Source organism: Mesorhizobium sp. M1163, assembly GCF_040318415.1.
Classification (GTDB): domain Bacteria; phylum Pseudomonadota; class Alphaproteobacteria; order Rhizobiales; family Rhizobiaceae; genus Mesorhizobium.
Window position 1 is genome coordinate 16,128 of the sequence record NZ_JAMYMF010000014.1, and the last position, 24,378, is coordinate 40,505.

Consider the following 24,378-nt stretch of genomic DNA (forward strand, 5'->3'; position numbering starts at 1 on the left):
TCCAGGATCAGCGGGGCCGGTGGAAGCCGGTGCAGGTAAAGATACGTGATTCGCTTCATCTTAATTTTGTTTGCCGTTCTGGCGGCAGTCGGGCTCTTTTCTGGTTGGTATATCTGGCCTGCTCAGGTGGAGTCCTATGTCGCCCAGCGAAGGCTGATCGCGCGTGAAATCGCCGGACCCGGCCTCCTTGGTGCAACCAACCAGGTCATCGTGACGGCACGGATCCAGGCATTCCTGGCCGACGTTCGCGTCGACCGGAATGACGAGGTGAAGACCGGCGATATCCTCGCCACGCTAAACGCGACTGAAATCGAGTATCAGCTTGCCGCCGCGGTCGCCAACGACCGGGCTGCGGCGGAGAGCGTGCGCGAGGCCGAATTGGAGCGTGACCGGCTGGCTATCGCCGCCCGTACTGCAAAGGCAGATCTGGATCGCAGGAAGAGCCTGCTCGCCAGCAAATCGATTTCTCAGGCCGAGTTCGACCTCTTCGAAGGTACCCAGAAGCAAGCCGAGGCCGCATTGGCGCGAGCGACCGCTAGCATCGAGCGCGCAAAGGCCCAGGTCGCGGCCGCCTCCGCCGAGGTCGAGCAGATACGAAGCCGTTTCGGCGAAACCTCCATACGCTCGCCTGTCAACGGGGTGGTGGTTTCCCGCAGCCGCACGGTGGGGGACCTGCTTTCTCCGGGCGTCGAACTGATGCAGATTGTCGACCCGACGTCATTGCTGGTCATGGCACGCTTCGACGAATCCGCAATGGGGTCGCTTCGGCCGGGGCAAGTAGCCAAAGTCACCTTCTCATCGGATCCGCAACGACCCTACGCTGCTTCCATTGCGCGGATCGGCCGGCAGGTCGATCAAGAGACCCGCGAGTTTACGGTCGATCTTAAATTGCGTGAGGTGCCGGCGAACTGGGCTGTGGGTCAGCGTGCAAGCGTCACCATCCAAGCGGAATCGCCGTCACCAGGCATTGCGGTGCCACAGCGGTTCCTGGCGAGAAACCAGGGACGGGTGGGTCTATGGATTGCACATGACGGGCGGGCCTATTGGGCTCCTGTTTCACTGGGCTACTCCAGCGGCACCGATATCGAGATCACGCGCGGCCTAAAGGTAGGTGATGTCGTGCTCAGTCCGACAGGCCGCTTCCAGTACCAGGCGGTTAACCTCCAGGCATTGGGCAGGTGAATCTCGCGGTCAAAGATATCAGGCATAACCTGCTGAGGTTCATCCTGACCGTTTTCGGCGTCGGCCTGCTGATGGCGGCGACGATCGGCATGCTGGGCATGTATCGCGGCATCGTCTACGAAGCCTTGATCGTGATCGACGGCATTGGTGCCGACCTCTGGGTCGTCGAAGGGGGAAAGTCCGGACCGTTCGCCGAATCTTCCGCCGTTCCGGCCAATCTCGATCGCCGCGTGGCCGGTGTGGCCGGTGTGGCGGCAACGCGGCGGTTCATCCAATACAACCAGCAGTTCGAAATTGACGGGCTGCCGCTGCGCATGTCGGTCACTGGTGTGGACTATCCAAGCGACAGTGGCAGCTGGATACCGTTGATCGCCGGCCGGTACTTCCAATCAAATCGCTATGAGGCCATCGCCGACAAGACTCTCGGCCTGGTTGTGGGTGACGAGATCCGGCTTGGACGAGATAGCTATACGATTGTCGGCGTGTCGACCGGGCAGGTCGACATGGGTGGCGACGGATTGTTGTTCGTCACCATCCCGGACGCGCAGGTCATCAACCAACTGCTGCCCAGCGAGGCGATCCTCCTCAACCGTGCGGCCAAGGGCAAGACGCGCATGGGTCTCGGCGACGAGACCGGAAGTGTCGCTGCCGTCATCGTCGAAACTCTCCCGGGCGCGGACAAGGAGGTCGTGCGTGACTCGATCAAACGCTGGGGCGACGTCGAGGTCCTCACGCAGCAGGACCAGGAAACGCTTCTACTGGACGGCCGCCTCGGCAAGCTCCGCGTCCAGATCCTGGCTTTCACGACGATGACGCTGCTGATCTGCTGCGCCGTCATAGCACTGACCATCTATACGATGACGATCGAGAAGGTCGCGCAGATAGCACTTCTGAAGCTGATCGGCGCGCGTGACCGGGTGATCATCGGCATGATTGCACAGCAGGCGGGGTTGATCGGCTTTTGCAGCCTCGTTCTGGCCATAGCCATCTCGTTTACGATCTATCCGAGGTTTCCAAGAACTGTGCTGATCACCGAATCCGATCTTGGCGTGTTGTCGTTCGTGCTGATGGCACTCAGCCTTGCGGCCAGCTGGTTTGCGATTCGTCGCGCGCTCGCGGTCCGTGCCCAGGAAGTGTTGGCCTGATGTCGAAGCGCCGCCTCGCCACGCTGGAGGTTCGGAACGCCAGCAAGGTCTACCAGAGCGGGGGCTCGCCGGTCACCGCGCTGGCGGCAGGTTCGCTGACCTTGAGCCCCGGCAGCGTTACCGGCATCGTCGGGCCCAGCGGCTCCGGCAAGACGACCCTGCTGATGATCGCCGGTCTGCTGGAGACACCGACCACGGGAGAGGTCCTGTTCGACGGCAAGGTGATTTCGCGTCCCGGTGCGAAGCTCAACGAGCTACGAGCCTTCAGGCGGAGCCATCTTGGGTTTGTGTTCCAGAAAGCGAACTTGATCCCCTTTCTCACGGCCGCCGAAAACATTGCCATCGCCATGCAGGTCAACGATGTCGGTCGCCAGCAGGCGCAGGCGCGAGCCAGCCGGCTTCTCGCCGCATTGGGCATTGAACATCGCGGCTCCAATTATCCTTCCCAACTTTCCGGCGGCGAGCAGCAGCGCGTTTCAATCGCCAGGGCCTTGGCAAACGATCCCACCGTTATTCTGGCCGACGAACCTACCGCCGCACTGGATGGTACACGGGCGGAGATGGTGATGAAGGTTTTCAGGCATCTGGCGGACAGCCGCAATGTCGCGATCTGCGTTGTGACTCACGATACGCGCTGGAAAACTTATTTCGATTCGATGCTCGAGCTCGAGGATGGGCGGGAACGAGCGCCGTCTCCCTTTGGCTTGATGGCCGAACGGCATTAATCAACGGGCGGCGTGGGCCAAGGCGCGGTACAGAGCCGGCTTCAATGATCCGGCTTCGCTTCGGGTGGTGCTTTGATTCTACGAACTGCTCGCCGAAGCGGCGGAACTGAGGTTCGCTACGCGACACGCACCGTGCGCTGCCTCGGCTTGATCGCGGTGGCGAGCAGCAGGCCGGCGACGATGAAGGCGGCGCCGGCGAGATCGTAGTCGTGCAAGCTTTCGCCAAGGAACAGATAAGCGAGCACGGCGACGAAGGCGGTCTGCAGATAGAGCAGCATGCTGGCGCGCCCGGCGCCAAGCGTCTCGACGCTGCGGTTGTAGAGATAGTACATCAGAGCGCCGCCCGGGCCGGCAACATAGGCGAGGGCCAGAAGGCCGTTCGCATGCAGCGCCGAACGATCCCCGGAAAACAGTTCCCAGAGATAGAGAGGCAGTGCGGCCAGCGCGCCGGCTCCCAGCAGCAGGACCACCATCGGCAGAAGCTCAATGCCGAATTTCGCGCGACGCAGCAGCACGGTGTAGAGGCCCCAGCAAAGCGCGCTGCCGACGATCCACAACTCGCCGGGATTGAACCGTAGCTGCATCAGCGCGGCAAGGTCGCCGCGCGCCACGATCACCACCATCCCAGCCAGGGCGACCAGCGCTCCAAGCGCTTTCCAGACACCGAGGGGCTCGCCAAGCACGAAGCGTGCAAGCACCATGGTCATGATCGGCGACAGCGCCATGATGATGCCGGCGGTTGTCGCGTTGGTGTAGTTGAGGCCCGTGTAGATCATGCCCTGACACAAGGTCAGCCCGATGGCGCCGATGACCAGCACCTCGATCACCCGGGATTGGATCAGCACGAGCATCGCCCCGTGATGACGATGGACGATAGGCAGCAGGATCGCGCAGGCGAGCGCCAGCCGCCAGAAGCAGAGCGCCCAAGGCGGCATCTCGGGGGCAACCCACTTGGCGGCAATATAGACGCCGGCGGACAGGAGCCAGCAGAGCGTCGCGAGGGAATAGGCGAGCGGAAGTGATGCGCCGGGTGTCGCCTTAGCTACATTTGGCTGTGCTATCGGCAGTGATTGGATATCCGTCTCCTCCCATCGCAGACTTTAGCAGATTTGCAGCGTCTTGCTAAGCAGCAACAACAGCTGTTTCACCGGCTGGTGCAATCGGCGGGTCATTGTGGGTCCCGCCGTTCACGGTCTCGTTCCATTCGAACGCATGTTGGCCCATGAGCAACTCGATACCGAAAAGCGCAAGCCGTATCGATTTCGCGCGATACGAATCTGAGATTCATATTGCGCGACAGATATTCGCGCGGTTGCCACAATCTTCTCGCGCCATATTTCTGCCGAGAGCAGATCTGTCGCGAATTCCTGGCCCTCGGATCACGAGCGCCGCTGTTTTTTTCGAAGCAATTGGAAGAATAAGCCACTGACTTCCGTTTGCACAAAGAGCGCGACACATATCCATGCGGAGGACGTCCGATGCATGCCGGCTTCCGAGGGAGCGTACTCGTAGCGGTGTTGGGCGCCGTCATGGCAGGCTGCGCCGGCATCCCGGCGCAAAAAACCGGGGCAATAACTGGCTATGGCCCCAACCCCACTTTACCGAAACCAAGACCGACGCTGATCCCGACTGTTAACATCGCCGAGGCGAAAGGCTGGCAGAAAGGAGGTATGCCGACCCCGGCGAAGGGGCTGACAGTGAACGCCTTCGCCACCGGCCTCGACCATCCGCGCTGGCTGCATGTGCTTCCGAACGGCGACGTTCTGGTTGCTGAAACCAATGCCCCTGCCAAGCATGACGAAGGCTTCAGTCTTAGAAAGGTCTTCATGGACCTGGCTATGAAGCGGGCTGGCGCCGCGACCAAAAGCGCCAATCGCATCACGCTGCTGCGCGACACCGATGGCGACGGCATTGCGGATGTGGGCACGACGTTCGCGGAAGGCCTCAATTCGCCCTTCGGCATGACGCTGTCCAAAGGCAAGCTCTTTGTCGCGAACACCGACGTGCTCGTCGCTTTCCCCTACTCCAATGGCCAGACCCGAGTCAGCACGTCGCCGGAAAAGATCATCGACTTGCCGGCCGGGGACCTCAACCATCATTGGACCAAGGACGTGATCGCAAGTCCGGATGGACGCAAGCTCTATGTCACCGTTGGTTCCAACAGCAACGTTGGAGAAAACGGCATAGCCGCGGAGAAGAACCGCGCCACTGTCCTTGAAGTGGATCGGTCGACCCGCCGCACGCGGGTCTTCGCCTCGGGCCTGCGCAACCCGAACGGGCTCTCCTGGAATCCTGAAACTGGCGAGCTTTGGGTCGCCGTGAACGAGCGTGACGAGATCGGTGACGATCTCGTGCCGGATTACATGACCTCGGTTCGTGACGGCGCTTTCTACGGCTGGCCCTACAGCTACTACGGACAGAACGTCGACGAACGCGCTAAGCCGCAGCGCCCCGATCTCGTGGCGACGGCGGTCAAGCCCGATTACGCCCTGGGCTCTCATACCGCCTCGCTGGGACTGACCTTCTCCAAAGGCGCCCGGCTCGGTCCGACCTACGGCAACGGCGCCTTCGTCGGCCAGCACGGCTCGTGGAATAGAAGCGTGCACAGCGGCTACAAGGTGATCTTCGTGCCGTTCCATGGCGGCAAACCGAGCGGTCCTCCGAAAGATGTGCTCACTGGCTTCATCGGGCGTAATGGCGAGGCGATGGGCCGTCCGGTCGGCGTTGCTATCGATCAGACTGGCGCACTGCTCGTCGCCGACGACGTCGGTAACGTCATCTGGCGGGTCCGCCGGGCGAATGGCCGTTGAGCGCAGGTGCCTTTCTGATTCCGACCTCACCAGCCTTCGGCTACAGCGCCACGCCCGATATGGCTGCATTCGGCTACGATCTCGATGCATATGGCAGGCTGAGCGACCCGAGACATAGGTGACATTTTGTACCGGACACATGGGTAACACTTTTGGCTTTTGGCCGGAGGCATTTGGCTCGTCAGCTTCATGCACTATGATCTGGGATATCTCGACCTGGAACAGAGGACGTTGCAGACCATCGGCAATCCGTTCGGCACGAGATTGTCACCCATGTCTTAGGTACAAACTGTTACCCATGTCTCCGGGCTGGACAAATATCTGAATTTGGTAGCGGGAGACCGCTACATCGCAATACCCACTATCGAAGACGCGTCTTCCATTTTCGCCGGCACGCGGCGTAGCTGCAAACTACGAATCTGGGGTCAGGAATTCGAATCTCTCCGGGCGCGCCAACATTTCAATGACTTAGAAGGACATCGCAGACTAGAGAGAGAAATTAGTCTGCGGAGTTCATCGTCTTTCTCTGGTCTCGACACGTGAACGAAGGAGAGCCCCTGGCCAGGGGTCCAGTCGCTAGGCTGATGCGCTCACCTCTCGACGTGAACGGTGCGCTGAGGCTTCTAACCAGGATCACACCTGCCGTAGCAGTAGGGAAGCTGAACGTCCGAAGTTGGCGCAATCGCGCAGTTCCCGAAACGAAAAGTCTGACCCGCAGACGACGAACGTCTGCCGCGACGTCAACGTCGGCTTTGCGGGGGTCTCGCCCTACGCCGGAATCCGTTTCGGCGACAAGGCACGAGCCCGGGATCCCAAACAACAGCTGCAGAGGAGAGCGCTTTGATCCGGCGTTGCGTACAGGACCGAATGACGCAACGGATCGACAGCCGCACACTTGTGCCAGGAAGCGGATCGCCAGATTTGGCTCGAGAGCAGGCATTTCGGACTTTTGGGATAAGTCCGGTTCGGGGCACGTTCATGCCGATGCTCGCGGGGCGCTTGAAGGTCCGGCTCTGACCTTCCGAGCCACGGAGCCGCAACTCCACTTTCGGCTACAGAACTGCTGGCCAACTCCAAGTTCAGATTCTGCCCAAAATGAGCGCCGCCAAGGAGAAGATGACCTTCGCCGATTTGGAGCCGCTGATCTGTGACGCGGACAACGTGGCCGACGTCTTGCTGACCATGCTGGAGGTCTTTTCCACAGTACCTGACGGGAATTTCGTTCTGACCCAAGCGAGGGGGAGCGCCTTTTCTTCATTGCCACCATTGCAGAGCAGATGACGCGGAAGGTTAAGAACGCCTACTACGAAACCCTCGGGGGCGCCGCGTCATGACCGCGCCTTCAGATGACCTCGACGACCTGCAATTCGATACTGGGAACCTGCACCACTTGCTCGAAGTGCTCTATGGCCAGACCATGGAACAGGAGTTCGAGCGCGACGGGAAGAGGGTCGCTTTGGCGGACCAAATAAGCGCGCTGGCCATGATCGCCCGCGACCTCGCCGAACGTCTGAACGAAGCGGCTGGAGCGTGTATCGACAACGCGATGGCCGACGCCAAGGCCAGAAAGGCGGCATCATGAGCGCCGTCCCGACCGTCGAACCGTTCTGCGTCTCTGACACGTTCGTCACTGGTGCCGGCCCACTCCAATTTATGGGCGACAATCTCAGGCTGACGCTGCATGTCCTGCAGCGCTCGACTTATGACGGCGGCACAGAAAATGCCGTGGTGTCAAAGATTGTTGGAAGTCGCACCGATATGCTGAAAATCGCCGCCGCCATTCTCAGTGCTTGCAACTCCCGGTCAACGCCAGCGGACAGAGCGGTGGAAAACTTCATGGAGTTCCTTGAAGGGCCCGCTGGGCGCCACTGAACCGGCACCCAGACGGAACTGCTAAGCCCGCCGCCTCACGGTGGCGGGCTTTTTCCTTGCGTGTTCCTGTCGCTTTTGTCACTCCCCGCCTGCAGCAGCGTATTTTTTCGCCACTAAATCTCCGTCCTTAAGCTTCTTAACGGTAGTGGTAACATACCCGCTCTTTAGATCCGGCTTTGATCCATCATAGTGGACAGACCAAAGGTCATATATCCTTTTTCCAGAACGCCAAAATTTGTTGCAGTCCCTGTAGATTTTTGGATCACCCTTTGGCTTATTCTTGGCGCACATCTCATTACCACTTACGCTCCAAGTGCCCTTAAAAGTTGCCGTTACCTTAGGTTTGCCAAAGATTCCTTTGGTTGTGCCGTCAGATGCATAGTAAATGCTAGAGACGTCATAAACACCCGTCTTGCCTGAATATATCGCCTTGACCTCGGCTGCGGTTAATTCGACCGCGTCCTTCGGCAGCTTGCCGGCCCATGCGGACGCACACACAAAACTAGTCAAAGCGCCGCCTAACAGAAAAATTGCAAATGCACGCATAAAGACCTCCCTCTCTTTGCCCAAGCAATGACTAATTTAGCATTTCCTCAGAGGAGAATCGAGGCAGGAAATCGCCGACGTGAGGCACTTGCGCCGGCACACCCCGCTGCGCTGCGGCGCCTGCGGGTCGGGCATGTCGGTCAAGGACAGGATGGGTCGCCTGACGCGCATCATGTGCACGCGCGCCAAGGAATCGCGCTCATGCACCAATGTCAGGCCCTATGCGCTCGATCATATCGAAGCGACGGTCATCGACGGGTTGCGCGCCAGGTTGAACGACAAGGCGCTGATCGACCACTATGTCGCTGCCTACAATGACGAGCATCAAAAGCTCTATTCGGGGCAGGGCGCCTCGCGAAAAGGCCGCCCAGCGGCTCGACGCCGCCAGGCGCGAATACGACCGCGTGCTGAACGCCTATGTCAAGGGCATGATTTCGGAAGCCGAAGCCGAGCAGCGCTTGCCAGTGCTACGCGAGGAGCGCCAGCACCTCGAGGCCGAGCTCGCCGTGCTGCCGCAGCCGCCGAAGGTCGTGACGCTGAAGCCGGCGCTTGTCGCCCGCTACATCCGCGATCTGGAAGCGCTCGCCGCCGCGATCGGAGAGAATGGCTTCGTCTCGGAAGAAGCCAAGAAGATCGTCCGCGACGTCGTGTCGACCGTGACAGTCTACCCGCCGAAGGCAGGCGAGCAGCCATCGATCCTGATTGATGGATACCTGTCAAACATGGTCGACCAAGGCCTTGGCCACCTCGTCTCCGTTCGGGGGGCGATGGTAGCGGGAGAGCGCTACCGCCTTTCCCCAGACCCTATAATTTACCAGTTCAGGCTTCGTTGCTGCGGTTGAGTAGAGCCGTCTGCTGGGAATCAAATTCGGGGGCCAGCAGTCTAATCTCTTCGGTCGTGCCAGATATCTTAAACGAATCAAAATCCAGCGCTTTGGTCCGGTGTTGAAAGGCAGCTTCGCGCCTGATTTCGGTCAGAGAGATCAGCTTCGCCGCGTCCTGAAAGCAGACATCGCAAGCGAGGACTCCGGAGGTCGCGGTTGTCGCGCAGATCGTGGCCGTTACCGCGCCGCCGATTTTCTGGAGTGATAAGCCGCGCCCGACGCGGCGAATTCGTAACCCTACTCGGCGGCCGTCTCCGATGGCGCCTCTGCCGGCCCCGAAGGCTCGGCCTCGGCACCGGGCTTGCGCCGTGAAAACAGCGACCTGAGCGTGACGTAGAACACCGGCGTCAGGAACAGGCCGACGAAGGTGACGCCGAGCATGCCGGAGAACACCGCGGTGCCCAGCGACTGGCGCATTTCTGCGCCCGGGCCCGTTGCGATCATCAGCGGCACGACGCCGAGGATGAACGAGAAAGCGGTCATCAGGATCGGCCGCAGCCTGAGCCGGCAGGCTTCGACGGCAGCTTCGGCGGCCGACAGGCCGCGTTCCTGCGCCTGGCGCGCGAATTCGACGATCAGGATCGCGTTCTTGGCGGCAAGCCCAATCAGCACGATGAGGCCGATCTGCACGAGGATGTTGTTGTCCAGCCCTCGGAAAGACACGCCGAGCAACGCCGCGAGCACGCCGAGCGGCACCACCAGCACAATGGCGAACGGCAGCACCCAGCTTTCATATTGCGCCGCCAGCGCCAGGAACACGAACAGCACCGACAGTCCGAAGATATAGACAGCGGCATTGCCGGTGTTGCGCTCCTGATAGGCGAGCTCGGTCCATTCATAGGAGGTACCGGCCGGCAGCGTCTTTGCCGTGATCCCTTCCATCAATGCCAGCGCGTCGCCCGTGGAAACGCCGGGCGCGGCGTTGCCCTGCAGCGGCACCGAGACGTACATGTTGTAGCGCTGGACCAGCGCCGGGCCGGTGACGTCGCGGATCTCGATCAACGTGCCGAGCGGAACCAGCGCGCCGGTCGCCGAGCGCACCTTCAGTTTCAAGATGTCGGCGCGATCGAGGCGGAACGCCTGGTCGGCCTGCGCCCGCACCTGGTAGACGCGCCCGAAAGCGTTGAAGTCGTTGACGTAGGCGGTGCCCAAATTGATCGACAGCGTCTCGAAGATGTTGGGGATCGGCACGTTCAGGATGCGCGCCTTGTCGCGATCGATCGCCAGGAAGAATTGCGGGCTCGACGCGGAGAACGTGGTGAACACGCCCGTCAGCCCCGGCGTCTTGTTGGCCATGCCGGCGATTTCGTTGGCAAGCGCCAGGATCTGCCGCATGTCGGCGCTGTTGCGCTCCTGGATCTGCAGCTTGAAGCCGCCGGCATTGCCGACGCCGCGGATCGGCGGCGGCGGCAGTGCGATAATGAAGGCTTCCTTGATGCTTTGCAGGCTGCCGAACAGATTGCCGATGACCTGGGTCGCCGACTGGCCGGCTTTCAGTCGCTCGTCAAACGGCTTGAACCTGGCGAAGATCACGCCCGCGTTGCTGGCGTTGGTGAAGGTCGCGCCGGAGAAGCCGGCGAAGGCGACTGCGTAGTCGACGCCTGGCGTTTTCTGGATGATCTGCGACGCCTGCTGGATGACCGCATCGGTCCTCGACAGCGAGGCGCCGTCCGGCAACTGGACGACGACGATCGCATAGCCCTGGTCGAGCGACGGAATGAAACCGCGCGGCACCGCCTGCACCATGTAGACCGTGGCGTAGATGAGGGCCGCGAAAACGGCCAGCATGGCGGCGATCGTTATCCACGACCCGACCAGCACGCGGATGATGCTCGAATACCAGTGGGCGACGCTGTCGAAGCCGCGATTGAAGCCGTCGGCGAGCGCCCGTCCGAACCGCGCCAAGAAAAAGCGCGGCGGCGCCGCGGCGTGATGCGGCTTGAACAGCAGTGCCGCCAGCGCCGGCGAAAGCGTCAGCGAATTGAATGCCGAGATCGCCGTCGACACCGCGATGGTGATCGCAAACTGCAGGTAGAACTGCCCAGAAATGCCGGGGATGAAGGCTGTCGGTACGAACACGGCTATCAGCACCAGCGAGATCGCGATGACCGCCGTTCCGACTTCGTCCATGGTCAGGTGCGACGCCGGATTGGGCGCCAGCCCTCTGGCGATATTGCGCTCGACGTTCTCGACCACGACGATCGCATCGTCGACGACGATGCCAATCGCCAGAACGAGGCCGAACAGCGTCAGCATATTGAGCGAGAAGCCGGCGGCGTAAAGCACCGCCAGCGTGCCGATCAGCGACACGGGGATCGCCACGATCGGCACGATCGCCATGCGCCACGATTGCAGGAAGACGATGATGACGATGATGACCAGCAGCATCGCCTCGAGGATTGTCTTGTAGACCTCCTGGATCGACTCGGCGACGAACTCGGTCGGATTGTAGACGATGTCGTAGCTCAACCCCTTCGGGAAGTCGCGGGAAAGCTCCTTCATCTTGTCCTGGATCTCCGCGGCTGCGGCGAGCGCATTGGTGCTCGGCCGCTGGAAGATGGCGAGCGCCACGGCCGGTTTGCCGTTGAGATAGGAGTTGGTGACGTAATCCTTGGCGCCGAGCTCGATGCGCGCCACGTCCTGCAGCGAGATCAGACGGCCGTCGTCGGTCGATTTGACGATCACGTATCGGAAGTCGCGTGCGTCGTTGAAGCGGCCTTGCGTGGTGACCGTGTACTGGAACGCCGTGCCGGTGCTGGTCGGCGGCGCGCCGATCGAGCCACCCGACACCTGGACGTTCTGGTCGCGCAGCGCCTGCACCACATCGCCCGAGGTCATCCCCAGGGCGGACAGTTTTTCCGGATCGAGCCAGATGCGCAGCGAATATTCGCGTTCGCCGAAGATGATGAGGTCGCCGACGCCGTCGAGTCTGAGCAGTATGTCGCGCACCCGCGAGCGGGCGTAGTTCGAGACGTAGAGCTGGTCGTAGGTATTGTCGGGCGACAGCATGTGCACGACCATCATCAGGTCGGGCGAGGTCTTGGTGGTGGTGATGCCGAGGCGGCGGACTTCTTCGGGCAGGCGCGGCTCGGCGACCGACACGCGGTTCTGCACCAGCACCTGCGCCTGGTCGAGATCGGTGCCCAGCTTGAAGGTGATGGTCAGCGCCATCGCCCCGTCGCCCGATGAATAGGACGACATGTAGAGCATGCCCTCGACGCCGTTGATCTCCTGCTCGATCGGCGTTGCCACCGTCGCTGCGACCGTCTCGGCGTCGGCGCCCGGATACTGCGCGCGAACGACGATGGTCGGCGGCGCGATCTCGGGATATTGCGCGACCGGGAGCTGGGTATAAGCAATCCCGCCGAGGATCAGCAGGACGATCGAAACGACCGATGCGAAGATCGGACGGTCGACGAAGAAATGTGCGAACCTCATTGCTGCAACTCGGCGGTCTCGGCCTTGGGCGGCAACGTCACCATCTCGACCTTCACCTTGGTGCCGGGCCTGGCGTGCATCAGCCCGTTGACGATGATCGTCTCGTCGCCGGTCAGGCCCGCGCGGATCACTCGGTAGCCGTCGAGAAGCGGGCCGGTGCGCACAGGCTTGGCCGACACCATCCCGGCCTCATCCACCAGGAACACGATGCGGCGATCCTGATCGGCGCCGATCGCCTTGTCGGGCACCAGCACGCCGCTATGCGGCAGCGACCCCGGCACGTTGATGCGCCCAAACATGCCTGGCTGGAGAATGCCGTCGGCGTTGGGAAAACTTGCACGCACCCGCATGGTGCCGGTCGCGTTGTCGATCCGGTTCTCGGCAAAATCGAGCTTGCCTTTGAATACCGCCTCTGCGCGGTCGGCGACGCGAACCACCACCTCGAGCCCGCCGGCGCCTTCCTGCATGCTGCCGCCACGCTCCTTCGCGTCGCGGGCGTAGCTGAAATACAGGCGCTCATCGACGTCGAAATAGAAGTCGATCGGATCGCGCGTAACGATGGTCGTCAGCAAGGTGGAATCCGGCTGCACGAGGTTGCCGACCGACACCAGCCGGCGGTCGATGCGGCCGGACAAGGGCGCCTTGATCTCGGTGAATTCCATGTTCAGGCTGGCCGTCGTCAGCGCAGCCGTCGCGCCCTGCATCTGCGCCTGCGCCGAAAGGTATTCCCGCCGGCGGTCGTCGACCGTCGCGGTTGAGATATTGCCGGTCTTGGCGAGTTCGTCGGCGCGATCCAGCTGCATCTTGGAGAATTCGAGCAGACTCTTGGCGACGTCCACTTGCGACTTGGCGGCATCATAAGCCGCCTGGTACGGACGCTGGTCGATGGTGAAGAGCAGGTCGCCCTTGTTGACCAGTGCGCCGTCCTGGAAGCTGACCTTGTCCAGATAGCCGCTGACGCGCGAACGGATGGCGACCTGGTCGACGGCTTCGAAGCGCCCGACGAACTCGTCGTCCTCGACGATTTCACGGACCACCGGCTTGGCCGCCGTCACCACGGGAAGCTGCTGGTCCTGCGCAAACACAGTGCTGCTGAAAGCCATGCCGAGCAGGAATGCCGTCGACATGGCGGCGCGGGCAAGCCAGCCGGCCGATCGACGGGGTCGCCCGCCCGCGTCGCGATGCAATTGCCCATTCTCTGGGGTGTCCATTTGCGTCCTCGCTCGCTGGACCGGAGGTCGGTTGATCCGCTTCTACGCTCAGGCTTCTCGTCGAGATCAGAGCACTGCAGTGTTGTGCATGGCAACATGATCATTTTCCATGTGGGCTGAAATGTCCACCCTGTGGCTGCCCCGCCACCGGGCTAAAGTCAGTCGCGAATTAAGGGATTCAGGATTCCTTTGATGGACGGCTTATGATTCATATTGGTCGAAGGAGACCGATATGGGCATTACCACGCCGGCCGGATTCTAATGGACTGCAACACTTCGGCATCGAGCAGTGCGTTGACATATCCCTCCCGCTGCAGCCGTTGTTCCGTCTCGCTCGTTGAAGACGATACATCGACACAAACACCAGTTCGAGATCCACCGAGGAAACCTGCTCCGCCGTGGCCGAGAGCGACGTTGTCAGGCTCACCGCCACAGCGAATAGCACGCCTCGTGCCCGTTCGGGTTTTCTCCGACCAGCGAAGCGTGGAATGAAGGACATCATCTCGGCGCGTCCATCCGGTTGGTCAACGGGAGAATGCTGCGGTGGCAATTGCACTCGGCGTCAGCCGCGAAACCGCGCGCACCCAGCTCGGCGACGGAAATGAAAAACCCGCCAAGGGGCGGGTCTAAATTACGTTTATGGTAGCGGGAGCCCGTTTTGCTGCTTCCCCCCGAATGTTCCAATACCATTCGGCTGGCAGGACTCGGTCAGGAAGTAGACCTCCATGCGCCTTCAGAATCCTGGCTTCTTGCAGCAGCGATGCACGATCGGTGCCAACCATGTCGATCAGGTCTCGAGCAAATCAGTTATGTGCGCGGCCGTCTCAACATCGTGCCGATGCGGAGGCGGACATGAGCGTGGCCCTACTGATGCCGCGCGAGCCGGTCCATGGGTGCGTTTGCTTCGGCCAACCTAGCCAGCGCTTGCTCGACTTTTTGAGCCGAGGCGTCTGTGCGCTGGATATGCCTCACCATTTCCCGCCTCAGCTGCGCGAGCCTTGCTGCGCGAAATACGTCGCCGTATCTCGCAGTTTCAAGGTGGAGGGTCGCGAGCCTCATGGGCGACGATTCCAATTATCTCGCAGTAGAATTCGCGGAGCCGACTTTCGTTCCGATGTCCGACCTTACGCTCGCAAAGGGCTGGCCGGAAGGCCGGGACGAGATCGTCCGATGATGCTGCTCAGTCGACCTGCTCAATCTCCGGACCTGGTTCAGTCGGCAGACCTGCCCGCAAAAGGCAAAGACAAACCTTCCGACCAGTGGAAGACCGTGACGCGGGAACGTGTCGAGCGGCTCGTCAACGCCTATCGCTCGGCAGAAAAGTCAGGCAACTAGAAAGCGCGTTCTGGTCTGCGGTCCAAGTCGAGATGATCAGGCAGTCCTGTCGTGGCAGTCAGCCCGGAGGGACCGCTGCGTGACCCGTGCGAACTCTGTCAGCGCTGCAGGGATCGATCTTCGTCAGCCGCGATCTCGCCTCTACCACGCGCCGTTGCGCGGCCTGTATTCTTCTGCACATCGCGAGATTCTCGGCCAGCATTTCTTCAGTGCGTTGAAGCGCGAGCTCGGTCCGATGAATGCGCTGCCTGGCGTTGGCAACTTCTGACGTCAAAATATCGGCCGCCATCCCGTGGCCGTGGGGTTCCATAGTGTCCATTGGTTTCTAATACATGGGGGCCGATATCGTTCCCTGATTTCGGGCGAAACGGCGGGCCGCAGACGGGCGGCGACACATTTTGAATCATTACCGTTAGGAGCCCGGAAGAAGAAAGTAGACGACGAAGTGATTGTTCGCCTCATTGATAGGTTGTCCGTTTAGCCCGCACTAAGCTGTGTCAGAGCGGGGCGGTTAGAATGCCGGCGTGACAGGCCAGTGAAAAGGCCATTCTGATCAACGACAGTTTCGATTGTTCGTCAGGCCGAATTCGCACGAAAATGGACAAAAGTTGAAACCAGAACCCCCAGGCCATGGTCTATCAAAGACCGAGGCCAGTGTTAGCGGCAATCAATCTTCGACCATCTCAAAATTGGAGCCGGAGATGTTGCGAACTCGCCAGTTGTGGCCTGCATTAGCCAATTCTGTGTTTAGCCACTTGGCAGGAGGAAGCTCTAGTCCTGCCATCATACGAGAAGTTATGCCGTCGTGGCTTAGGACGTACAGTCCGGCAAATTGCCGGACGATTTCAACGCGATTGGCGATTAGGTCCTTTTGAGCAGCATCTTTATCAACGGCCTTCGTCGTCGCGCTCAATCTCTCTTCAACTTCGGCCTGCAGTTTCGCGGGCACAGTAAGAAGTTTCGACACAAAGAAAATCGCCGCCAGCACCGTTGTCATACCTACGGCCGCCACAAGCTTTACTAGCGCTCCGGACATATCGCCAAGGAAATACCAAGTGGCAAAAAACACAGCGAAAAGCGGAGCCAGAGTAACTAGAATGCGCTCCCAATTGTTCCATCTGACCGATGCGAGACTTTCCCGCCAGGCGCGCTTTGCAATGGTCTTCCAGTAGGTCTTGGTCATTGCCGGTTCATAGCAGAATCGAGTTTCCAATTCAAACTGAGGGCAGATAGGCGTTCAGCTTGGGAAGCTAGCCCTTTCGACCCGATTCCAAGGACTTGCCTGTAAAACAGGCGGAAAGTCGCTTGTATGATATCAACGGGTTACGGCGGGATTGTAAAACCGTCGCGGCATCAGCACCGGTACTTATCAGTCTCGGCGATGAAGCACGTGAACTCGCGCTCGACCTCGAAGGCCGCCTCGTCTCTTGTGGCGGCGGTTCCTCGTCTCTTGTGGCGGCGGTTCCTCGCTGCCCGCGGCGCTGGCGCGCCTCGTCGAGGCCCTTGCGCGTCAGGCGGCGCGCGACGCTTATGAGCGCCGCCAGGAGAACACCCATGAAACGAGCGGCACTCTATGCCCGCTATTCAAGCGACCTGCAGACCGACAGGTCGATTGAGACCAGGTAGCGCTCTGCTCGGACTATGCCGCCAAGCAGCAGCTGACCGTCGCCACCGTCTTTCACGACCGCGCCCGCTCCGGCGCCTCGATCATGGGCCGCGACGGCGTGCTGTCGATGATGGACGCCGCGCGCGACGGCCTGTTCGACGTCCCCATCGTCGAGGCGCTTGACCGCCTGTCGCGCGACCAGGAAGACCTCGCCGGCATCTACAAGCGGCTCACCCATCTCGGCATCGAAATCCGCGCCGTGCATGACGGCCGGGCAGACATCGTGCAGATCGGCATCCGCGGCCTGGTCGGCGCGCTATATCTACAGGATCTTGCGCAGAAGGTGCGGCGCGGCACGGCCGGCGTGGTGCGCGACGGCCGCAGCGCCGGCGGCAAGGCCTATGGCTATGCGCCGGTGCCGGGAAAGCTTGGCGAACTGTCGATCTTGCCGGAAGAAGCGGCGATCGTGCTGCGCATCTTCGAGGAGTATGCGGCCGGCCGAACGCCGCGCGACATCGCCGGCGGGTTGAACGATGACAACATTGCCCCGCCGCGCGGTCGCTACTGGTCGGGTGGGACTATCAACGGCAACCCAAAGCGAGGCTACGGCATTCTGCAGAATGCCATCTATGACGGCCGCATCGTCTGGAACCGTGTCCACATGGTCAAGGATCCGGATAGCGGCCGGCGCCAGTCGCGCGTCAATCCGAAGTCCGAGTGGCAGGAGCATGCCGCCGAGCATCTGCGCATCGTGCCGGCCGAGCTGTTCGCCGCGATCAACAACCGCAAGCCGCGCAATCGTTGCGAGACGCCGCAGCGCAAGAACACGCGGCTGCTTTCAGGTCTGCTTCGCTGTGGCGCCTGCGGCTCGGGCATGTCGGTGAAGGACAAGATGGGACGGCTGACCCGCATCGTCTGCACGCGCGCCAAGGAATCGCGCTCGTGCACCAACACGCGGCCCTATGCCGTCGATCATATCGAGGCGACGGTGCTGGACGGTTTGCGCGCCAGGCTGAACGACAAGGCCCTGATCGACCACTATGTCGCCGCCTACAATGATGAGCATCAAAAGCTCTATTCGGGGCAGGGCGCCTCGCGCGAAAAGGCAGCGCAACGGCTTGACGCTGCCAAGCGCGAATATGACCGGGTGCTGAACGCCTACGTCAAAGGTATGATCTCCGAAGCCGAGGCCGAGCAGCGCCTGCCCGAGCTGCGCGCTGAGCGCCAGCGCCTCGAGGGCGAGCTCGCGGTGACGCCGCAGCCGCCCAAGGTCGTTACGCTGAAGCCGGCGCTGGTCACCCGCTATATCAGAGATCTCGAAGCGCTCGCCGCGGCGATCGGCGACAACGGTTTCGTCTCTGAAGAGGCCAAGAAGATCGTCCGCGACGTCGTGACCACAGTGACGGTCTACCCGCCAAAGGCGGGTGAGCAGCCGTCGATCCTGATCGATGGATATCTGTCCAACATGGTCGACCAGGGCCTGAGCCACCGCGTCTCCGTTCGGGGGGGAGCGATGGTAGCGGGAGAGGGACTTGAACCCCCGACCCCAGGATTATGATTCCCGTGCTCTAACCAACTGAGCTACCCCGCCAGGGCGGCGAAGGCCCGAAATCCAGCTTAAATCGGCAGGCATATCGGCGCGTTCGCCAAGGTCGCGCGGATATAAGGTTGCGAGGCCAAGCCTGTCAAGCATCGAAGTGGCTGCCGCGCCGGCATATTGCTGGCGCCTAAAGCTTTGCCAGGCAGACATTTGGGCGCACAGGCCGGGGTTGAGTTCGGCGAGGCACGTCGCTATGTCTCGCCCACGAAAGCCATGGTCAGAAATTGATGAAACCGCGCATTGCAGTCCTCGGTTGCGGATACTGGGGCAGCAACCACATCCGCACCCTCAAGGCGCTCGGCGCGCTGCACGCGGTTTCGGACGTCAACCCTGCGCGTGCGGAAGGTTTTGCCAGCGAGCAGGATTGCCTGGCGATCGAGCCGGAGGCGCTGTTTGCCCGCGACGATGTCGACGCCATCGTCATGGCGCTGCCGCCGCAGTTCCATGCCGACATGGCGGTGCGCGCCGTGCTCGGCGGCAAGGACGTGCTGGTGGAGAAGCCGATCGCGCTGACGGTGGCCGATGCCGAGCGCTCGGTCCAGGCGGCCGCCGACAATGGCCGTGTCTTCATGGTCGGCCATGTGCTGCGCTTCCATCCCGCATTCGAGACGCTGAAGGCGCTGATCGACAATGGCGAGCTCGGCGAGGTCCGCTACATCCATTCGCATCGGCTCGGCCTCGGCAAGTTCCACACCGAAAACGATGCGTTGTGGGATCTGGCGCCGCACGATCTGTCGATGATCCTCGCCATCACCGGCACCGAGCCGGTCGAGGTGCGCGGCGAAGGCGCTGCCCTTCTCGACAATCTCAGCGACTTTGCGCATCTGCACATGCGCTTTCCCAACGGCCTGCGCGGCCATCTGTTCGCCTCGCGGCTCAACCCTTACCGCGAACGGCGGCTGACCGTGGTCGGCACCAAGGCGATGGCGGTGTTCGACGATGTCGAGCCGTGGGAGCGCAAGCTTGCCGTCTACCGCCACGCGGTGTGGCAGGACAGCGGCCAATGGGCGTTCACCGCCAACGAGCCGTCCTATGTGGCGGTCGGCGAGGGCATGCCGCTGACGCGCGAGCTGGAGCATTTCATCCACTGCATCGAGACGCGGGCCGAACCGCGCACCAGCGGCGAGGAAGCCATCCGAGTGCTGCGCATCCTGACCGCCGGCACCGTCGCCCACACCAGGCCCTAAGCGAAAAGCGCCGTCTATTCGGCGGGAACCCGCGCCGGCTGGACGGCAAGCCGCCTCAGCATCGCCTCGGCTTCGGCGCCGCGCTCGGAGCGCTCGATGAAGCCGCCGCCGAACACGCGCGCCTCGTTGCCGTCGTCGGAATAGAGCACGCAAGCCTGACCGGGCGCGATGCCGGACTCGCCGTCGACCAGCTCCACCGAAGTGACGCCCGCGCGGTGATGCAGCACCGCCGGGCGCGGCGGTCGCGTCGAGCGCACCTTGGCGAAAAGCTCAAGCCCGGCCGCCGGGATATCGGTTAGCGGGCCATCGCCCAGCCAGTTCATGTTGCGCAAGAAGATCTTGTGGGTTTCCAGCGCCTCGCGCGGGCCGACCACGACGCGGGCCCGGTCGGCGTCGAGATGGACGACGTAGAGCGGCTCGCCGGAGGCGATGCCGATGCCGCGGCGCTGACCGATGGTGTAGCGCAAAATGCCTTCGTGGCGGCCGAGCACGCGCCCGTCTATATGGACGATGTCGCCCGGATTGGCGGCAGCCGGCTTCAGCTTGGCGATGATGTCGGAATATTTGCCCTGCGGCACGAAACAGATGTCCTGGCTGTCCTGCTTGGCGGCGACCGTCAGTCCCATCTCCTCGGCGATGGCGCGAACCTCAGGCTTCGACAGGCGGCCGAGCGGAAAACGCAGATAGTCGATCTGCGCCTGGGTGGTGGCGAACAGGAAGTAGCTCTGGTCGCGGTCGGCGTCGACCGGCCGGTAAAGCGCGCGGTGGGCGCCATTGGCGCCGGAACGGATATAGTGGCCGGTGGCCAGCGCATCGGCGCCGAGTTCCTTGGCGGTCGCCAGAAGATCGGCGAATTTCACCGTCTGATTGCAGGAGACGCAAGGGATCGGCGTCTCGCCCGCGACATAGCTCTCGGCGAACGGGTCGATCACCGCCTTGCGGAAGCGCTCCTCGTAATCGAGCACGTAATGCGGGATGGCGAGCGTCTCGGAGACGCGGCGGGCATCGTCGATGTCCTGGCCGGCGCAGCATGAGCCGGCCCGGTGCGTTGCCGCGCCGTGGTCGTAAAGCTGCAGCGTGACGCCGACGACGTCGTAGCCCTCGTGCTTTAAGAGACCGGCAACAACCGACGAATCGACACCGCCCGACATGGCGACGACGACACGGGTGTTTTCGGGGCGTCCGGGAAGATCGAGGCTGTTCATGGTTCTTTCGTTCTGCGCGGCGCTTCAATGCCAATGGCCGGAATATAGGTCAAGCGTCCCGGCCGCGCCAGCTTTGCAGGCCGGCTCATTTTTCCAGCCGGGTTCAATGCGCGTGCCGGCAGATATCTCAAATGCCGATGAAAAGACTAACGCGGCGTTCATGATCCTTACCTATCCATTAGGGTCTGCTTAGCCAAATTTTAAAGCTGTGGCGGTAATGTGGTGGGGATTGGGTCTTTGAGTTTTTTGTAGAGAGTACGATGACCGATCTAATTAGACCGCGAGTCAAATACGTTATCGGGCCTGACGGCAGCCCACTTACCATCGCCGATCTGCCGCCGACGAACACACGTCGCTGGGTTATCCGGCGCAAGGCGGAAGTGGTGGCGGCGGTGCGTGGCGGGCTTTTGAGCCTGGAAGAGGCGTGCCAGCGCTACAAGCTCACCACCGAGGAATTCCTGTCCTGGCAGGCGTCGATCGACGAATACGGCCTTGCCGGGCTGCGCACCACGCGCATCCAGCAATACCGGCATTAGTCCGATAAGGGCGCTGATCCGCGCCCTTAAAGTTTGCCGGAGCGACGATCTGGGATTTCAGACCGTCAGCACCACCTTGCCGATCGGCCTGGTGGCGAGAAAGGCATGGGCGGCACCGGCCTGTTCGAGCGGAAACGCCTTTGCCACGTGGACGGCCAGCTTTTTCGCGTCGATCAATTTGCCGAGTTCCACCAGAGCGGCACGGTCGGGCACCACGGACATGCGCTCGACGCGGATGCCTTGCGTCCTGGCCTTTGCCTTGGTGGCATCGCTGACATCGAGCAGCGACACCAGAACACCGCCGGCCTTGAGCACTTTTAGCGATTGCTCCGCATGCTCGCCGCCGAACGGCTCCAGAACGAGATCGATGTCGCGAGCCTTTCCGGTGAAATCATCCTCTGTGTAGTCGATCACCTCGTCGGCGCCGAGCGAGCGGACGAAATCGAGCTTTTCCGGGCTGGCGGTCGCGACGACGTAAGCACCGCGCGCCTTGGCGATCTGCACCGCCAGATGGCCGACGCCGCCGGCTCCGGCGTGGATCAGCACGCGCTGGCCAGGATTGAGCCGGCCATGGCGGACAAGGCCTTGCCAGGCCGTCAGGCCGGCCAGCGGCAGCGCGGCGGCTTGGGCGTGGTCTATGCCTTCAGGTTTCGGCGCAAGCTCATCAGCCGGGACAGTGGCGAGTTCGGCGTAAGCTGCCGCCTGTTTGGGAAAGCGCGACATGCCAAAGACGGCATCGCCGACCTTAAGGCCGGACAGGCCGGAGCCCAGCGCCTCGACAGTTCCCGAAACGTCCCAACCAAGGATGAAGGGCGGCTCGCCAAGCAGCGGATAGTGGCCGCCGCGCACTGCGCCGTCGACCGGATTGATGCCGGCCGCCTCGATGCGGACCAGCACTTCGCCGGCCTCGGGTGATGGCGCGGGACGATCGGCAATGACGAGGACGTTGGGTGCGCCGAAGGAATTCTGGATAATGGCACGCATGGGAGGCTCTCTCCTGCTGGTTTGATATGCCACTATCATTTGGATAGTAATATTCTCTTGTCTAGTATGTACCTTTTTGATATATACACACCCCATGGATAGCGAAGATTTTTTCCCTTCCGGTTATGACGCGTTCCGACGGACGTGCCCCTCGCACGCGGTGCTCGAGACGCTCGCCAGCAAATGGGTCCACCTGGTGATTTGTGCGTTGCGCCGGGGCCGGCTCCGCAACGGCGAACTGGCGCGCAAGCTCGAAGGCATCACGCCGAAAATGCTGACGCAGACGCTGCGTATCCTGGAACGCGACGGCCTGGTGCGGCGCGAGGTGTTCCCGGTCATTCCCCCGCGGGTCGAATACGAGCTGACCGAACTTGGCCAGAACCTGGCAGGACTGCTCAATCAGATCAGAGCCTGGTCGGAGCAGCATGTGCCCGACATCAAGAACGCCCGCGCGCGGGCGGCGGAACAGTAAGAGATCTGGATGCCTGAGGCCGGCACCGTTCGGTGCACAGCAATAGCGCTCAAGCGCGACGCGCGTTAAAGCCTTGTTTTCAGCCGATCATGGCGCTGCGGCCGCCGGCTTCCGTGTCGCGCGCCTTGGTGTCGCGCGATTCGAGCATCTCGGCCTTGGAAAGCTCCGCTTCGGCTTCGCTCAGCAATGATTCGGCGACATTTCGCTGCTGGGCGAGGTCGCTTTGCGAATTTCTGAGGTTGTCGCGGCGCAGGCGTGCCGCCTTGGCGAAGGTCGGATAGGCAAAATGATTGATGTCGGTGATGCCGGCCTTCTTCTCTTCGGCCGCGATCTGAAGTTCCAGCTCGACGGCCATGCGCTCGAACTCGGCGATCATCATGTCGAGCTGCAGCAGCTGCCGCCGCTTCTCGCTCACCTGAAATTGCTTCAGCCGAACGAGGTTTTCACGTGACTTCATGATTCGGTACTCCCGGAAACGCACACCTGCACATATCGTCCAATTCACCCGGCAAGGCCCAGGCTTCACCCGTTTCCACCGGCTTTCCCGGAACTATGGGAAACAAACTCCTAAAGTTTTTTGCCGGCGGTAACCATTCGTTTACGGGCATTGTTAATCATACGGCTCAGGACTTAAGGGCGGGTAAAAATTCTGCTACTCGTCGCGAAACCCGGCCAACGAGTCCGAAGAGTCACTTAGTCTGGCTTATTAATGTGCTGCATTAACGGTTTGGGTCTGTGATTCATTATTGGATTCAACAAGGTGTAGAAAGGGGTTAAAAAATCTGATACCGTCATGGACGGGGAATTAGGTTTTATTAACCATTCGATGGCAGCCTCTGCTCAGGCAATCACTGCTCCGGTCCTGGACGGGTCGTGAAATGGTCCGGCAGCAGAAAAGGGGAATGAAATGCGCGTTCTGCTGATAGAAGACGACAGTGCAACCGCACAAAGCATCGAGCTGATGCTGAAATCGGAAAGTTTCAATGTCTATACGACCGACCTTGGTGAAGAGGGTGTCGATCTAGGCAAGCTTTACGATTACGACATCATTCTCCTCGACCTCAATCTCCCGGACATGTCGGGTTATGAAGTTTTGAGGACACTTCGCCTGTCCAAGGTGAAGACGCCGATCCTCATCCTCTCCGGCATGGCCGGTATCGAGGACAAGGTGCGCGGCCTCGGCTTCGGCGCCGACGATTACATGACCAAGCCCTTCCACAAGGACGAACTGGTCGCCCGCATCCATGCCATCGTGCGGCGTTCCAAGGGCCATGCCCAGTCGGTCATCACCACCGGCGACCTGGTGGTCAATCTCGATGCCAAGACCGTTGAAGTCGGTGGCCAGCGCGTGCATCTGACCGGCAAGGAATATCAGATGCTGGAGCTGCTCTCGCTGCGCAAGGGCACCACGCTGACCAAGGAAATGTTCCTCAACCATCTCTATGGCGGCATGGACGAGCCGGAGCTGAAGATCATCGACGTCTTCATCTGCAAGCTGCGCAAGAAGCTCGACGCCGCATCGGGCGGGCAGAATTACATCGAGACCGTCTGGGGCCGCGGCTATGTGCTGCGTGAGCCGGAAGATATCCGCGTCAGCGCCTGATCCCGAAAAGTGAATGCCGGTTTTCGAAAAAGAACGC

At 61.4% G+C, this 24,378-nt stretch carries 23 protein-coding genes, 1 tRNA gene and 2 pseudogenes; 16 read left to right on the forward strand and 10 right to left on the reverse strand.

The window, feature by feature from the left end:
• Window positions 1-45: 45 nt before the first annotated feature.
• The 3 genes from NKH43_RS15085 (at window position 46) to NKH43_RS15095 (ending at window position 3,052) form a co-directional block, all read left to right on the forward strand.
• Window positions 46-1,182, forward strand: coding sequence for an efflux RND transporter periplasmic adaptor subunit (locus NKH43_RS15085; RefSeq protein WP_352642738.1), 1,137 nt, complete (start codon window positions 46-48; stop codon window positions 1,180-1,182).
• Window positions 1,179-2,327: an ABC transporter permease gene (locus NKH43_RS15090; protein ID WP_352858854.1), complete on the forward strand. Its 1,149-nt coding sequence runs from the start codon at window positions 1,179-1,181 to the stop codon at window positions 2,325-2,327. Before NKH43_RS15085 ends, NKH43_RS15090 begins: the two co-directional genes overlap by 4 nt.
• 101 nt (window positions 2,328-2,428) lie before the next feature.
• Window positions 2,429-3,052 (forward strand): ABC transporter ATP-binding protein, encoded by a 624-nt coding sequence (locus NKH43_RS15095; protein ID WP_352715402.1) that lies wholly within the window; start codon window positions 2,429-2,431, stop codon window positions 3,050-3,052.
• 116 nt (window positions 3,053-3,168) lie between these two features.
• Here NKH43_RS15095 and NKH43_RS15100 read toward each other — a convergent pair whose 3' ends face one another.
• Window positions 3,169-4,128, reverse strand: a complete 960-nt coding sequence (locus tag NKH43_RS15100; protein ID WP_352858927.1) for a DMT family transporter — start codon at window positions 4,126-4,128, stop codon at window positions 3,169-3,171.
• A gap of 402 nt (window positions 4,129-4,530) precedes the next feature.
• Here NKH43_RS15100 and NKH43_RS15105 point away from each other — a divergent pair, with 402 nt between their 5' ends.
• From NKH43_RS15105 to NKH43_RS15120, 5 genes and pseudogenes are all read left to right on the forward strand, one after another.
• Entirely contained in the window at window positions 4,531-5,862 is a 1,332-nt protein-coding gene (locus NKH43_RS15105) for a PQQ-dependent sugar dehydrogenase (protein ID WP_352858855.1), read from the forward strand.
• Window positions 5,863-6,030: 168 nt separating this feature from the next.
• Window positions 6,031-6,144, forward strand: a pseudogene (locus NKH43_RS35335) (transposase); the annotation flags it as partial.
• Between the two features lie 813 nt (window positions 6,145-6,957).
• Window positions 6,958-7,143, forward strand: coding sequence for a hypothetical protein (locus NKH43_RS15110; RefSeq protein WP_023720306.1), 186 nt, complete (start codon window positions 6,958-6,960; stop codon window positions 7,141-7,143).
• Between the two features lie 49 nt (window positions 7,144-7,192).
• Window positions 7,193-7,444 (forward strand): hypothetical protein, encoded by a 252-nt coding sequence (locus NKH43_RS15115; RefSeq protein ID WP_352482027.1) that lies wholly within the window; start codon window positions 7,193-7,195, stop codon window positions 7,442-7,444.
• Entirely contained in the window at window positions 7,441-7,734 is a 294-nt protein-coding gene (locus NKH43_RS15120) for a hypothetical protein (protein WP_352482028.1), read from the forward strand. The genes NKH43_RS15115 and NKH43_RS15120 overlap by 4 nt, the downstream gene beginning before the upstream one ends.
• Before the next feature lie 78 nt (window positions 7,735-7,812).
• Here NKH43_RS15120 and NKH43_RS15125 read toward each other — a convergent pair whose 3' ends face one another.
• Window positions 7,813-8,280, reverse strand: coding sequence for a DUF995 domain-containing protein (locus NKH43_RS15125; RefSeq protein WP_352858857.1), 468 nt, complete (start codon window positions 8,278-8,280; stop codon window positions 7,813-7,815).
• 79 nt (window positions 8,281-8,359) lie between these two features.
• Between NKH43_RS15125 and NKH43_RS15130 the strand changes: the two are divergent.
• Together NKH43_RS15130 and NKH43_RS15135 are read left to right on the forward strand one after the other, a co-directional pair.
• Window positions 8,360-8,533 (forward strand): annotated as a pseudogene (locus NKH43_RS15130) (recombinase zinc ribbon domain-containing protein); the annotation flags it as partial.
• A gap of 61 nt (window positions 8,534-8,594) precedes the next feature.
• Window positions 8,595-9,122 (forward strand): hypothetical protein, encoded by a 528-nt coding sequence (locus NKH43_RS15135; protein WP_352858935.1) that lies wholly within the window; start codon window positions 8,595-8,597, stop codon window positions 9,120-9,122.
• Between the two features lie 279 nt (window positions 9,123-9,401).
• Here NKH43_RS15135 and NKH43_RS15140 read toward each other — a convergent pair whose 3' ends face one another.
• The 3 genes from NKH43_RS15140 to NKH43_RS15150 all read right to left on the reverse strand — a co-directional run bounded on the left by NKH43_RS15140 (window position 9,402) and on the right by NKH43_RS15150 (window position 14,253).
• Window positions 9,402-12,602, reverse strand: coding sequence for an efflux RND transporter permease subunit (locus tag NKH43_RS15140; RefSeq protein WP_352858858.1), 3,201 nt, complete (start codon window positions 12,600-12,602; stop codon window positions 9,402-9,404).
• Entirely contained in the window at window positions 12,599-13,729 is a 1,131-nt protein-coding gene (locus NKH43_RS15145) for an efflux RND transporter periplasmic adaptor subunit (protein WP_352858929.1), read from the reverse strand. Before NKH43_RS15145 ends, NKH43_RS15140 begins: the two co-directional genes overlap by 4 nt.
• Before the next feature lie 323 nt (window positions 13,730-14,052).
• On the reverse strand, window positions 14,053-14,253 hold the full coding sequence (locus NKH43_RS15150; protein ID WP_352858930.1) for a DUF1194 domain-containing protein: 201 nt from the start codon (window positions 14,251-14,253) through the stop codon (window positions 14,053-14,055).
• 730 nt (window positions 14,254-14,983) lie between these two features.
• Here NKH43_RS15150 and NKH43_RS15155 point away from each other — a divergent pair.
• The gene (locus NKH43_RS15155; RefSeq protein WP_023719283.1) at window positions 14,984-15,148 is read left to right on the forward strand and encodes a hypothetical protein; all 165 of its coding nucleotides are present in this window, start codon (window positions 14,984-14,986) and stop codon (window positions 15,146-15,148) included.
• Between the two features lie 667 nt (window positions 15,149-15,815).
• Here NKH43_RS15155 and NKH43_RS15160 read toward each other — a convergent pair.
• Window positions 15,816-16,331: a hypothetical protein gene (locus NKH43_RS15160; protein ID WP_023719281.1), complete on the reverse strand. Its 516-nt coding sequence runs from the start codon at window positions 16,329-16,331 to the stop codon at window positions 15,816-15,818.
• A 475-nt stretch (window positions 16,332-16,806) separates the two neighbouring features.
• On the opposite strand from NKH43_RS15160, the gene NKH43_RS15165 reads away from it, so the two are divergent.
• Window positions 16,807-18,312: a recombinase family protein gene (locus NKH43_RS15165; protein WP_352858931.1), complete on the forward strand. Its 1,506-nt coding sequence runs from the start codon at window positions 16,807-16,809 to the stop codon at window positions 18,310-18,312.
• Here the strand turns inward: NKH43_RS15165 and NKH43_RS15170 are convergent.
• Window positions 18,269-18,345: transfer RNA gene (locus NKH43_RS15170), tRNA-Met, on the reverse strand. The genes NKH43_RS15165 and NKH43_RS15170 overlap by 44 nt on opposite strands.
• Window positions 18,346-18,581: 236 nt before the next feature.
• On the opposite strand from NKH43_RS15170, the gene NKH43_RS15175 reads away from it, so the two are divergent.
• Complete coding sequence (locus tag NKH43_RS15175; RefSeq protein ID WP_352466761.1) at window positions 18,582-19,541, forward strand: Gfo/Idh/MocA family protein; 960 nt, start codon at window positions 18,582-18,584, stop codon at window positions 19,539-19,541.
• A 14-nt stretch (window positions 19,542-19,555) separates the two neighbouring features.
• On the opposite strand, the gene mnmA is transcribed toward NKH43_RS15175, so the two are convergent.
• Window positions 19,556-20,746: a tRNA 2-thiouridine(34) synthase MnmA gene (mnmA, locus tag NKH43_RS15180; RefSeq protein WP_352858860.1), complete on the reverse strand. Its 1,191-nt coding sequence runs from the start codon at window positions 20,744-20,746 to the stop codon at window positions 19,556-19,558.
• Between the two features lie 260 nt (window positions 20,747-21,006).
• Here mnmA and sciP point away from each other — a divergent pair, with 260 nt between their 5' ends.
• Window positions 21,007-21,282: a CtrA inhibitor SciP gene (gene sciP, locus NKH43_RS15185; protein ID WP_023679563.1), complete on the forward strand. Its 276-nt coding sequence runs from the start codon at window positions 21,007-21,009 to the stop codon at window positions 21,280-21,282.
• Between the two features lie 57 nt (window positions 21,283-21,339).
• On the opposite strand, the gene NKH43_RS15190 is transcribed toward sciP, so the two are convergent.
• Complete coding sequence (locus NKH43_RS15190) at window positions 21,340-22,266, reverse strand: NADP-dependent oxidoreductase (RefSeq protein ID WP_023719277.1); 927 nt, start codon at window positions 22,264-22,266, stop codon at window positions 21,340-21,342.
• A gap of 94 nt (window positions 22,267-22,360) precedes the next feature.
• Between NKH43_RS15190 and NKH43_RS15195 the strand changes: the two genes are divergently transcribed.
• Window positions 22,361-22,738 carry a winged helix-turn-helix transcriptional regulator gene (locus tag NKH43_RS15195; RefSeq protein WP_352858861.1) on the forward strand — a complete coding sequence of 126 codons (378 nt, stop codon included), beginning with the start codon at window positions 22,361-22,363 and terminating at the stop codon, window positions 22,736-22,738.
• A gap of 79 nt (window positions 22,739-22,817) precedes the next feature.
• On the opposite strand, the gene NKH43_RS15200 is transcribed toward NKH43_RS15195, so the two are convergent.
• Window positions 22,818-23,195, reverse strand: coding sequence for a flagellar export protein FliJ (locus tag NKH43_RS15200; protein WP_023719275.1), 378 nt, complete (start codon window positions 23,193-23,195; stop codon window positions 22,818-22,820).
• Window positions 23,196-23,645: 450 nt separating this feature from the next.
• On the opposite strand from NKH43_RS15200, the gene ctrA reads away from it, so the two are divergent.
• A complete protein-coding gene (ctrA, locus tag NKH43_RS15205) occupies window positions 23,646-24,341 on the forward strand; it encodes a response regulator transcription factor CtrA (RefSeq protein WP_006203583.1) in 696 nt (231 codons plus the stop codon).
• Window positions 24,342-24,378: the final 37 nt, after the last annotated feature.

Bases quoted from the DNA above. Each gene is read 5' to 3' on its own strand.
- NKH43_RS15120 (WP_352482028.1), top strand. From the start codon at position 7,441: ATGAGCGCCGTCCCGACCGTCGAACCGTTCTGCGTCTCTGACACGTTC.
- NKH43_RS15110 (WP_023720306.1), top strand. From the start codon at position 6,958: ATGAGCGCCGCCAAGGAGAAGATGACCTTCGCCGATTTGGAGCCGCTG.
- NKH43_RS15105 (WP_352858855.1), top strand. From the start codon at position 4,531: ATGCATGCCGGCTTCCGAGGGAGCGTACTCGTAGCGGTGTTGGGCGCC.
- ctrA (WP_006203583.1), top strand. From the start codon at position 23,646: ATGCGCGTTCTGCTGATAGAAGACGACAGTGCAACCGCACAAAGCATC.
- NKH43_RS15125 (WP_352858857.1), bottom strand. From the start codon at position 8,280: ATGCGTGCATTTGCAATTTTTCTGTTAGGCGGCGCTTTGACTAGTTTT.
- mnmA (WP_352858860.1), bottom strand. From the start codon at position 20,746: ATGAACAGCCTCGATCTTCCCGGACGCCCCGAAAACACCCGTGTCGTC.
- NKH43_RS15140 (WP_352858858.1), bottom strand. From the start codon at position 12,602: ATGAGGTTCGCACATTTCTTCGTCGACCGTCCGATCTTCGCATCGGTC.
- NKH43_RS15195 (WP_352858861.1), top strand. From the start codon at position 22,361: ATGGATAGCGAAGATTTTTTCCCTTCCGGTTATGACGCGTTCCGACGG.
- NKH43_RS15115 (WP_352482027.1), top strand. From the start codon at position 7,193: ATGACCGCGCCTTCAGATGACCTCGACGACCTGCAATTCGATACTGGG.
- NKH43_RS15145 (WP_352858929.1), bottom strand. From the start codon at position 13,729: ATGTCGACGGCATTCCTGCTCGGCATGGCTTTCAGCAGCACTGTGTTT.
- NKH43_RS15155 (WP_023719283.1), top strand. From the start codon at position 14,984: ATGATGCTGCTCAGTCGACCTGCTCAATCTCCGGACCTGGTTCAGTCG.
- sciP (WP_023679563.1), top strand. From the start codon at position 21,007: ATGACCGATCTAATTAGACCGCGAGTCAAATACGTTATCGGGCCTGAC.
- NKH43_RS15175 (WP_352466761.1), top strand. From the start codon at position 18,582: ATGAAACCGCGCATTGCAGTCCTCGGTTGCGGATACTGGGGCAGCAAC.
- NKH43_RS15135 (WP_352858935.1), top strand. From the start codon at position 8,595: ATGACGAGCATCAAAAGCTCTATTCGGGGCAGGGCGCCTCGCGAAAAG.
- NKH43_RS15190 (WP_023719277.1), bottom strand. From the start codon at position 22,266: ATGCGTGCCATTATCCAGAATTCCTTCGGCGCACCCAACGTCCTCGTC.
- NKH43_RS15200 (WP_023719275.1), bottom strand. From the start codon at position 23,195: ATGAAGTCACGTGAAAACCTCGTTCGGCTGAAGCAATTTCAGGTGAGC.
- NKH43_RS15160 (WP_023719281.1), bottom strand. From the start codon at position 16,331: ATGACCAAGACCTACTGGAAGACCATTGCAAAGCGCGCCTGGCGGGAA.